This is a genomic window from Gluconobacter sp. R75690 (assembly GCF_015244525.1).
In the GTDB taxonomy this organism is placed as follows: domain Bacteria; phylum Pseudomonadota; class Alphaproteobacteria; order Acetobacterales; family Acetobacteraceae; genus Gluconobacter; species Gluconobacter potus.
In genome coordinates this window covers 499,424-508,967 of record NZ_JABCQB010000001.1, presented here as the reverse complement: position 1 = coordinate 508,967, position 9,544 = coordinate 499,424, and the positions used below count along the sequence as shown (strand labels likewise).

Here is a 9,544-nt window from a genome sequence, read left to right as displayed (position 1 = left end):
TGAAGCAGTTCCGCGCTATTGCAACCCGCTACGACAAACTGAAATCCACCTTCCTCGCGGCGGTTCAGTTCGCCTCAATCATCATCCTGCTTAACTGACGACACGCCGTAGGTGTTCATCCCATAAAGATAAACTCAAGCCGCGATGCGTTCTTCCCGCTCGCCGCTTTTAGATAGATGATTAACACTCGGGCTGCTGAAACGTATCGCGCTACAAGTCCCGATACTGGTCCTCTGTGGAGGCCTGTACATAGCCGGTTCGCTGTTTCATTGACACAACCTGGACGTTGAAAACTCGACGAGAATGTTAACTCGACAATTGAGGCTCCGATGGCCTCGGATTCCATTTTTTAGCGTGTCAGGAAAACCACCGTTTTCCGGACACTCTTGCATTGTTCTCATGACTCCATTCCAAACGAGCCATCAGTTACCAGTCGCTTTCTCAATGGCTACAATAAGGTTGGAAAGCTCGCCTTGCTTAGCCAAAATCGTATCGAGCGCGGCCCTCACTTCGCTCTCTGGAACAGCTTGGCCGGGCGCGTCCACAAGCCACAATTTCAAAAGACCACCCAGCCGCCCGAAGTCACCCCGCAATCGGGTCAGGGTCGAGAGGGTATCAAGGTCAATCATGCTCGGGGGCTCATAGCCAAGGACCAGCTTCCGAAGCAGGGTTGAAGCAGGAAGCCGCACCTTCCTGGCGGTAAGCTCAATCCGCTCCTTTTCCTCCACTGTCACCTTGACCGGAATACGCTGCCCAGATCGCGGGCCAACATTCTTTTGGCGTCTCTTTTCGGTTTCGGCCATGAGGCCATCCCTCTATTCCGCGTTAAGCCGAAGGCGAATAAGCACGTTGCCGTGTGCACGGCAACCTATCTTGCTTTCAGTGGTTATGCAATTTTGTGCAATTATATGCAAAAATAACGGAGCAATAGGTTATTGCTTATATTCGCATATAATTGCATTTAATTGCCTGTATTAGCTTATTTTCGCTTCATAACAGCCTCAGGCCGATGCGTTTAAACACATCGACGGAAGAGAGGCATTCTTTTGGAAAGGAAGAGACGTTTCAATGACGCCAAGCAAAAAAGGTATGGCGCGGGTCAGATTTATCGCCCTGAAGGACGTCATCACCAAAGAGTTAGAACAAGGCTACAACAGAACGGATATCTTCCAAAAGCATCATGACACTTTACTAATGAGCTACAGCCAGTTCACTCGGCATATCCAGAAGTTCATTATGCAGCCCTCTATGGCGCGTTCAACCAATGTTCAGCCAATACCTACCCTCGCCACAACTCCTTGCTCGACAGTTAAAGAACAACCCTCTCCCAAACGTCATTCCTTCACAGCTCGTCCCGTCCAATTTGATCCGGATCCAGATCCCGATAAAATCAAACGCTGGCTCAGCCCTGCGCCGAAAGATTGAGCGTTTCTTTGCTTCGGTGCACGTACGAGATGCCTTATGGACGTTCGGGAGGCCAATGTCGCATCCGCACAGAAACCCTCATCCCATTTTGGAACCTTCAGGCACTTACTGCTTGGCGAGTTATCCACACCAAAGGGGGTTTTAAGAGTTTTATATAGTTTTAGACGCGAAAAACTCATTTTTATTCAATTATATCAACTTCTTATAAGTTTGTTCGGTGTGTGATAGACGGCATCTGGTGTGTAATAGACGGCACACGGTGTGCGATAGACGGTGATCCGTGTGTAATAGACGGCCTATCCACAGGCCTGATCGCTTATCGCCCCACCAAAAACCGTCCCGTCGACAACCCCATTGGCACCAGCCAGAAGTTCATCGAAAGCTGCTTTTCGATGGCGCATTATCAGTTGAGGCCCCCTCTGCCCCACCTCTTCTCGCAAGATGTAATCAGGCAGGTCATTGGCCGCGATAATCTTACGGAGGATACGGCTGACTTCTTTTAACGAACTGGCGCTACCACTGCGTTCGTAAATCGTCTGGAAGCTCCATCTTGCCTCCCCTTTACCGGCAGCTTGACGTGCCAATCGGTACACAAACCGTCCAATACCCGTGGAAATCAGAAAATAGGCAGGATCGACTGTCAGGACGTCCGGCCTCTTACCGTCAGTAACTTCCTTGTAAATCCATTTCGGAACTTCAATCTCGACACTGGCTACTCTCCCGGTGTCAGTTCGCGATATAACGGCATACGAACTGATTAGCCCTTCAGATTCAACTGTGCGTAACACACGCCCATCGAAACGCGACGTTTCTCGCACACTCTTTATGATCGTTCCCTGAAGACGGTCGAGCGCCGCCTCAACCTCAGCAAACTGCCGCGAACCATTGCTCTTGCGACAAAACCTAAGAATGTCGCCGATCCGAGGCCGAAACACACGCCCCGGCTTCTTTCCCTTGCCGTCTCGATAGCGATTCATTGCTTCCGTCAGGTGGGAAACAAGCATTAAAACAATATCATAATCCCAGACCGACGCCATTCCGTCAGGGCCAGCTTTGACCTCCACGTAGCCATTCGGTAAATTATAATGGATCATCCCGCCTGCCCGCTTCTTGCCTTTAGATACGCGAAACAAAGCCACGTCCATCAGGCTACGGCTATCTCTGGTGCCAACGTCGACCAAGGATGGCACCAAAAAATCGAATTGCGCATCAGCCCCTTCTGAAGACCGACTACCATCAGTGGAAATCAATGATGCCGTTTCGCGAGAACGATTGCCCTGGCCCCGTTGTCCAGTATGTCGATATGCCCCTCGTCGTTGAGACTGATCTTCATGGGTGACGCAATTGGCTGTCGGTTTTTTATCCACGAGATCAGGGGACTCAGTGCTCACCTGCATCAATCGCAACAATTTGGATTGTCATACCGGCCCGGGACGAGAGGCTACGACACCAGACACCTTGCGTGCTTCGATCCACTCCTCAATTTCAGCCAAGTCCCAAGCGACGTTTCGACTGGTAAGAGCAATACGGCGAGGAAAATCTCCTCTCTGCTCCATGTTGAAAATAGTGCGCTCGGCCAACGGTATCATTGCATGAAGCTTTTTCCGGTCGATAAGCGTTTTGCTTTTTACTTTTCCCCCCATGGTCACTTTCCTTTGATATCGTGCAGATGCTTGACGATACCGGCTAGTGCCCGCAGGAACCTGAAAAATAGTTAGAATCTAGTTGTCATTCAGGATATAGTGGGACGATGAAAAAGAGCATGAAGATGCAGGACGCTTTTGATCCGTATCTTGAACGTATGGTTTCACAGTCTGAAACTTCCTCAGGTCGCATCAAAGCCAAGCTCAGTGACAGTTATGCATGGTGCTTCTGCGAACTCTGCGAAAAACCTACTGAATATTCAGCAATTTTAGAGGCACCAAAGGTCGTTAAACGCCTCCAAAGAAGAAATGCCAAAGTTGTATCGCGGAGAGAGACTATATATGCTGCAGCTCAGGAAAGAGCTGATGCATTAGTCTTGCGTTATGAGCAGGCATGCGAAGGCAAATTTGGCCCCTATGAGGCTGCCCGCATGTTGATGCACTACTGCGATATTCCTGAAATGCAGGGAGATCGATCTGTAGATGGCTTTCGAGAACAAATTGAAAGGAAAATGCTATTTGCAGAATGGGCTCGGCATGGTGAGCCCGTTTGGACCACCAGACTACCGGGGCAGACGGACGGAGATGCAAAACCCAGCAAGCTCTATTGCGAAACACATAATCCAAGACGGAGCGATGATGCCCGTCGCGCTTACCAGCGAGATAGACGCTTCATATTAAAGTATCATGATTTCATTGAGAAAATCTGGAGCCAAGTTATTAACGCCGGTTCTCACCCAACATGGGATATTGAAAGTCATGCTTACGTCAGGAGAGAAGCTCGCCGCCAACTTCAGGCCCTTAAATCGCCCACCAGCATGATCGGCGATTTTCTAACTCAAGGGACTATGAATCAGGCTGAAATAGCGCGTCACCTTGGCGTATCTCGTCAGGCAGTTTCAGCAGCTATCAGACGACGCGCCAAGAAATCAACCGAATAACGCCAATGTCACCGCTGCCTGAGTGTCCATTCATCAATCATGTCAGCCCAATCCTGTAACATTTCTGTTCTCTGCTCGCGGTATTCCGCTTTGTTATAAACTGCTCTTACGCCTTTCTGTTCATGGGCAAGGCACTTTTCGATCCAGTCAGTATTGTAACCTGCCTCGTGCAGCAGAGTGCTTGCCGTCCTGCGCAAATCATGCGGCCCGAACTTCGCAAGCGACTTCCCCTCTTTCTGCGCAAGCCTGTAAGTCAGCGTCAGGACTTGGTTCAGCGTCGCACTGCTCATCGGCTGATCGGTGTCATACCGCGATGGCAAAATGTATTCGGAGCCGCCCGCGAAGGTTTTCAAGCCAATGAATATATCGAGCGCCTGTCGGGACAAAAACACCAAATGGGGATTGCGCCGCTTCATCCGCTCCTTAGGGATGGTCCATAGCGCCTGACTGAAATTAACCTCGCTCCAAGTGGCGTTGGTCAGCTCGCTCTTTCGGACCATCGTTAGCAGCAGCAATTTGGCGGCGGCCCTGATCGAAGGGGTTGTCCCGATGCGCTCCACGTACTGGTACATCAGCCCAATCTCTTCCGGCGTTAGCGCCCGGTCCCTTGGCTCGAATTTCGCAATCGAGGCAGGCCGGACCAATTCGGCGGGGTTTTCGACCTTCTGCCCTCTTTCAATGGCCCACCGATAGACTTGGAACATCACCTCTCGGGCATGCACGGCGGTCGCTGGAGCACCACGCTCGACGATGGCATCGGTCAATGCCCTCAAGTCCTCGTGGGTAATCTCAACAAGCTTCTGGCTGGCAAATTTTGGCTTTAGTTCACGTTCGTAAACGGACTTGCGCATATCGCGGGTGGAGTCTGCCATCTGGTATCCGCGCAGCCATTTCTCGGCCCACGCGCCGAACGTCTCCACACCCTTGATCCGTGCCTTGTCGCGCGCCTTCTCCTTGGCTGGAGACTTTCCGGCAGCGACCAGCTTTTTAGCCTCTCCCAACTGCTCACGAGCTTCGGCGAGGGTGATCCCCCCAACGCCATACCGCCCGAAGGTGAGAGTCTCCTGCCTGCCGTGAATCGCATAGTTATATCGGAACGAGATGCTGCCCGCAGGCGTCACCGCGACGTACAACCCATCGCGGTCATTCACCTTGTAAAGCTTATCCGTCGGCTTGAGGTTGCGCAGTTTGGTATCGGTCAGAATCGGCTCATGGCACTCCAAACAGCGATACCATGATCAAAAACCATCAAAATAACCGGATAAAATCCTTATTATTCATATGGTTATTGAATATAGATACCATGACGCTCATAGAATGTCCGACATGGTATCAACAAAAATCATGGCATCAGCTTCAGTCAGTGCCACGCACTATGCCATAGAAAATAACTGCTTGGCGATACCGTTCGATGCCAGACAATGCCGGACCAAAAAACAAAAAAGCCCGCATTTCTGCGGGCTTTAAGGCACTTTCATACCGGGTGATGCCACCCTATGCCAGACACGGGATCATTCCCACTCAATCGTGCCCGGCGGCTTGGACGTGATGTCATAAGTCACGCGGTTAATGCCACGAACCTCGTTGACGATACGCCCGGCCACCCGGTTCAGGAATGCGAAGTCGAACGGATAGACTTCCGCCGTCATGCCATCCGTGCTGGTCACGGCACGCAGGGCACAGGCCTGATCGTAGGTCCGGCCATCGCCCATGACGCCGACCGTCCGCACTGGCAACAGAACCGCAAAAGCCTGCCAGATCGCATCATACAGACCGGCGCGGCGGATTTCCTCAAGATAGATCGCGTCCACCTTGCGCAGCAGATCCAGCTTTTCCTTGGTGACATCCCCCGGAATACGGATCGCCAGTCCCGGCCCCGGGAACGGATGCCGCCCGACGATGCTCTCCGGAATACCCAGCTCACGGCCAAGCATGCGGACCTCGTCCTTGAACAGCTCACGCAGCGGCTCGACCAGTTCCATGTTCATGCGGTCCGGCAGACCGCCGACATTGTGATGGGACTTGATGGTCACGGACGGACCACCCGAGAAGCTCACGCTCTCGATCACGTCCGGATACAGCGTGCCCTGAGCCAGGAATTGCGCGCCACCCAGCTTCGCAGCCTCTTCCTCGAAGACCTCGATGAACAGACGGCCGATCGTCTTGCGCTTCGTTTCCGGATCGGTCACGCCAGCCAGTTCCTTCAGGAACAGCTCGGAGGCGTCACGATGCACGAGACGAATATTGAAGCGGCCACGGAACGTCTTGACGACTTCGTCAGCCTCACCGGTACGCATGATGCCCGGATCCACGAAAATGCAGGTCAGCTGATCGCCGATCGCATCATGGATCAGCTTGGCCGCAACGGAGCTGTCCACACCACCCGACAGACCACAGATCACCCGGCCAGAGCCGACCTGCTTGCGGATGCGCGCGATTTCCAGCTCGCGGAAACCCGCCATCGTCCAGGTTCCGCTGCAACCCGCAACATTATGCGTGAAGTTGCGGATCAGCGCAGCGCCATGCGGCGTATGCACGACTTCCGGATGGAACTGCACGCCATACAGACGACGTCCCTCATCCGCGATGATCGCGAACGGTGCCCCTTCGGAATGGGCAACGGCGCGGAAACCAGGCGGAAGCTGCGTGACGCGGTCGCCATGGCTCATCCAGACCTGCTCACGCTTGCCGCGCGCCCAGACGCCACGGAACAGCGAGCAGTCCTCGGCAATATCAATATAAGCGCGACCGAATTCGCGGTGTTCGTGGTGCTCGACCTTGCCACCCAGCTTCTGGCACATCGCCTGCTGGCCATAGCAGATCCCCAGCACGGGGCGGTTCAGCGCGAAGACCACATCCGGAATCGGCGGTGCATTCTCGTCATGCACACTGGCCGGGCTGCCGGACAGGATGATGCCGCGCGGATTGAAAGCGCGGATCTTTTCCTCGGTCGCGGTATACGGCCAGATCTCGCAGTAGACGCCGCTCTCGCGGACGCGACGCGCAATAAGCTGCGTCACCTGGCTGCCGAAATCCAGTATGAGGATACGGTCTTCGTGAAGGGTTTCGTCGAGCTTTTCGACGGTGCTGGCGTCCTGCTGGGTCAATGTCATGGCCTCGCGTTCCGGTTTCATGGTGCCTTTTGAGGCTCTCCTATAAGGTGTTGTGTCGTCTGCGTCATCCATTCTGCAACACGGAACAGGAACAACATGCGCCTGCCAGCACTTTTCGCCCTCTCCGCCACGGCCCTGCTCGCCGCCTGCGCCGGCACTCCCGACCCCGGCAAGGATCCGACCGGCTCCTGGGTCGGTGCTCTCGTCACGGATCAGGGCACCTGCCCGACCGAGCATCCCTCGACCCTGCGGATCCGCGGCAAGGAGATCCTCTTTACGCCGGCTGACGGCGCACAGGTCCTGCACGGCACCTACACGCCTGGAAGCCAGCATTATCATGCCGAACTCGCCATGACGGATATGGACCATCACAACACGGCGGTCGTGTTCAACGGGTACCCGGTCGGACAGGCCATTGGCGGCATTTTCGGCTCGCCTTCGTGCCGGGCTCATATCACCATGACGCGAAACTGAAATTTTTTCGAAAGCGGGGTTGTCAGGTCAGTTAAGCCTCTGTAAAACCCCGCCTCACAGCGCACCCGTAGCTCAACTGGATAGAGCACCAGACTACGAATCTGGGGGTTAGAGGTTCAAGTCCTTTCGGGTGCACCAGTCTTCTCCTGATGAAGACCTATACAATGTGTCCGCACCCGTAGCTCAACTGGATAGAGCACCAGACTACGAATCTGGGGGTTAGAGGTTCAAGTCCTTTCGGGTGCACCACATTGCCTTTTCCCCTTAAAATTTAGTGGCGCTTCAGTGCCTCACCTGCTCCAGGCAGCGGTAGACCTCGTCCCATTCATACGGTTTGGACAGGAACATCGTGCCACCCGGCAGTTGCCCCAGATCCTGAATCCGCGTCCCTGAGGTCAGAACCAGTCCAATTTCCGGGCGATGCTTACGGATCAGGCGGGCAAGCGCCACACCGTCCATGTCGCCAGGCATGTTCACGTCTGAAAAGATGGTGCCAATATCCGGATTCCGGGCCAGCACCTGAAGCGCCTCGTCGGCATCAGCCGCGAGAGAGGCCTCATAGCCCGCCTCTTCCAGCATATCCGCCGCGAGAAAGCGCAGAAGCGCCTGATCCTCGACAACGAGAACATGCTTTCTGTTGACCCTTTTGGAGTCCCCACGAAATCCTCCTTTCGGAGCCGCTCGCGAGGATGTCTCCTTCATGGACATGACATACATGGCAATCACCTTCCGGGATTGAAAAACCTGTAACACCCAATCGGGCGTCCTGCCCTCTGCAACGTCACGACAGGGCTCATGTTTGCATGTGTGAATTTTTTCTGACGTGCGCCTGATGCATGGGAACCCGAAAAACTCAGTGCGGCAGCGGCGCGGCAAACCCGCCACGCCCCGACGTCGCCAGCACATCGATCCCGACAATTCCCCACTGCCCGTCAGGCTGGCGCACAAACAGTGGACCGCCACTGTCCCCCCGCGTCGCCGAGCAGTCATGATGGATCAGTCCGTTCAGTGCCAACCCGTTGATCTGACAGGAAATATCGCCATACGGAACCTCAGGCCGGTCCTGCGGATATCCGACCAGCATCGCCGCAGCGCCCATCTGCGCCGAACCATAAGGAACCAGATCCCCTGACAGGACCACCGGCCGGTCCAGAACCAGCGTGGCCCGATCCTCGGATGCGGTCCCGCCTTCGTTCGCAGGATCGTATCCGGGGGCAATAACAAATCGTGTCACCTGCGCATGAAGGCGGTAATGCCCCATCGCATAGCCCATCAGGACATGAACATCCGCAGGCTGGATATAATGCCGGGTCGCGGGCAGCCACAGACAATGCGCGGCCGTCAGCATCACGGTCGGCGCTACGGCAAATCCCGTACAGCGCCCACCAAGAGACGTCTGGACCCGCCCCAGGATCCGCCAGGGCGCCGTATTCACATCCACGACGCTGCGATGACTGTCTGCACCGAGTCCCGGCAACGCCAAGGCCGGAGCGGCGATTGCCCCTCCGCCTGACAGACAGACAATCAGCAACGCGGCGGCGCGTTTCATCCCAGATGATCCGGACCGAACGCATCAGGCAGCAACTCGGCCAACGTCCGGGTCAGCAGCAGCTTCCCCTGCGGGTCGATCATGTGAACCGGCAGCTCCGGCAGTCCGAATTCCCGCAATTTCTGCCGGCATCCCCCGCATGGCGTGCACGGAGCATCTCCACCCACGATCACGATTTCCTCGATCCGGCGCCCGCCGCCCCGCACCATGGCGGCAATCGCCCCGGCCTCGGCACAGGTTCCAAGCGGATAGGCCGCGTTCTCGACATTACAGCCGGAATGGACAACGCCCTCACACCGCAGCGCCGCCCCAACCTGAAAGCGCGAATAGGGTGCATAGGCACGCGAACGGGCCTCAAGGGCCTCTCGGATCAGTTCCTGTATCATGCCGACGATATTA

Annotated in this window: 11 protein-coding genes, 2 tRNA genes and 1 pseudogene; 6 read left to right on the top strand and 8 right to left on the bottom strand. The window is 55.1% G+C overall.

What is annotated here, in order from left to right:
• Positions 1 to 98, top strand: a pseudogene (locus HKD27_RS02365) (IS5/IS1182 family transposase); the annotation flags it as partial.
• Between the two features lie 324 nt (positions 99 to 422).
• On the opposite strand, the gene HKD27_RS02360 reads toward HKD27_RS02365, so the two are convergent.
• Positions 423 to 803 (bottom strand): plasmid mobilization protein, encoded by a 381-nt coding sequence (locus HKD27_RS02360; RefSeq protein ID WP_194688067.1) that lies wholly within the window; start codon positions 801 to 803, stop codon positions 423 to 425.
• A 265-nt stretch (positions 804 to 1,068) separates the two neighbouring features.
• On the opposite strand from HKD27_RS02360, the gene HKD27_RS02355 reads away from it, so the two are divergent.
• Positions 1,069 to 1,425 (top strand): TraK family protein, encoded by a 357-nt coding sequence (locus HKD27_RS02355; RefSeq protein WP_194688068.1) that lies wholly within the window; start codon positions 1,069 to 1,071, stop codon positions 1,423 to 1,425.
• A 296-nt stretch (positions 1,426 to 1,721) separates the two neighbouring features.
• Here HKD27_RS02355 and HKD27_RS02350 read toward each other — a convergent pair whose 3' ends face one another.
• Together HKD27_RS02350 and HKD27_RS02345 are read right to left on the bottom strand one after the other, a co-directional pair.
• Entirely contained in the window at positions 1,722 to 2,675 is a 954-nt protein-coding gene (locus HKD27_RS02350; RefSeq protein WP_228518263.1) for a replication initiator protein A, read from the bottom strand.
• A 168-nt stretch (positions 2,676 to 2,843) separates the two neighbouring features.
• Entirely contained in the window at positions 2,844 to 3,068 is a 225-nt protein-coding gene (locus HKD27_RS02345) for an AlpA family transcriptional regulator (RefSeq protein ID WP_194688070.1), read from the bottom strand.
• A 107-nt stretch (positions 3,069 to 3,175) separates the two neighbouring features.
• Here HKD27_RS02345 and HKD27_RS02340 point away from each other — a divergent pair, with 107 nt between their 5' ends.
• Complete coding sequence (locus HKD27_RS02340) at positions 3,176 to 4,009, top strand: helix-turn-helix domain-containing protein (protein WP_194688071.1); 834 nt, start codon at positions 3,176 to 3,178, stop codon at positions 4,007 to 4,009.
• 8 nt (positions 4,010 to 4,017) lie between these two features.
• On the opposite strand, the gene HKD27_RS02335 is transcribed toward HKD27_RS02340, so the two are convergent.
• Together HKD27_RS02335 and guaA are read right to left on the bottom strand one after the other, a co-directional pair.
• Positions 4,018 to 5,214 (bottom strand): site-specific integrase, encoded by a 1,197-nt coding sequence (locus HKD27_RS02335; RefSeq protein ID WP_194688352.1) that lies wholly within the window; start codon positions 5,212 to 5,214, stop codon positions 4,018 to 4,020.
• 306 nt (positions 5,215 to 5,520) lie between these two features.
• The gene (gene guaA, locus HKD27_RS02330; protein ID WP_041112857.1) at positions 5,521 to 7,122 is read right to left on the bottom strand and encodes a glutamine-hydrolyzing GMP synthase; all 1,602 of its coding nucleotides are present in this window, start codon (positions 7,120 to 7,122) and stop codon (positions 5,521 to 5,523) included.
• Between the two features lie 96 nt (positions 7,123 to 7,218).
• Between guaA and HKD27_RS02325 the strand changes: the two genes are divergently transcribed.
• The 3 genes from HKD27_RS02325 to HKD27_RS02315 all read left to right on the top strand — a co-directional run bounded on the left by HKD27_RS02325 (position 7,219) and on the right by HKD27_RS02315 (position 7,845).
• Positions 7,219 to 7,596 (top strand): hypothetical protein, encoded by a 378-nt coding sequence (locus tag HKD27_RS02325; RefSeq protein ID WP_041112170.1) that lies wholly within the window; start codon positions 7,219 to 7,221, stop codon positions 7,594 to 7,596.
• A 61-nt stretch (positions 7,597 to 7,657) separates the two neighbouring features.
• Positions 7,658 to 7,734 (top strand) — tRNA-Arg (locus tag HKD27_RS02320).
• Between the two features lie 34 nt (positions 7,735 to 7,768).
• Positions 7,769 to 7,845 (top strand) — tRNA-Arg (locus HKD27_RS02315).
• Between the two features lie 33 nt (positions 7,846 to 7,878).
• On the opposite strand, the gene HKD27_RS02310 is transcribed toward HKD27_RS02315, so the two are convergent.
• From HKD27_RS02310 to HKD27_RS02300, 3 genes are all read right to left on the bottom strand, one after another.
• Positions 7,879 to 8,298, bottom strand: a complete 420-nt coding sequence (locus HKD27_RS02310; protein WP_228518235.1) for a response regulator — start codon at positions 8,296 to 8,298, stop codon at positions 7,879 to 7,881.
• Positions 8,299 to 8,449: 151 nt separating this feature from the next.
• On the bottom strand, positions 8,450 to 9,145 hold the full coding sequence (locus HKD27_RS02305; RefSeq protein WP_194688072.1) for a serine protease: 696 nt from the start codon (positions 9,143 to 9,145) through the stop codon (positions 8,450 to 8,452).
• Positions 9,142 to 9,531 (bottom strand): cytidine deaminase, encoded by a 390-nt coding sequence (locus HKD27_RS02300; RefSeq protein ID WP_041112167.1) that lies wholly within the window; start codon positions 9,529 to 9,531, stop codon positions 9,142 to 9,144. Before HKD27_RS02300 ends, HKD27_RS02305 begins: the two co-directional genes overlap by 4 nt.
• Positions 9,532 to 9,544: the final 13 nt, after the last annotated feature.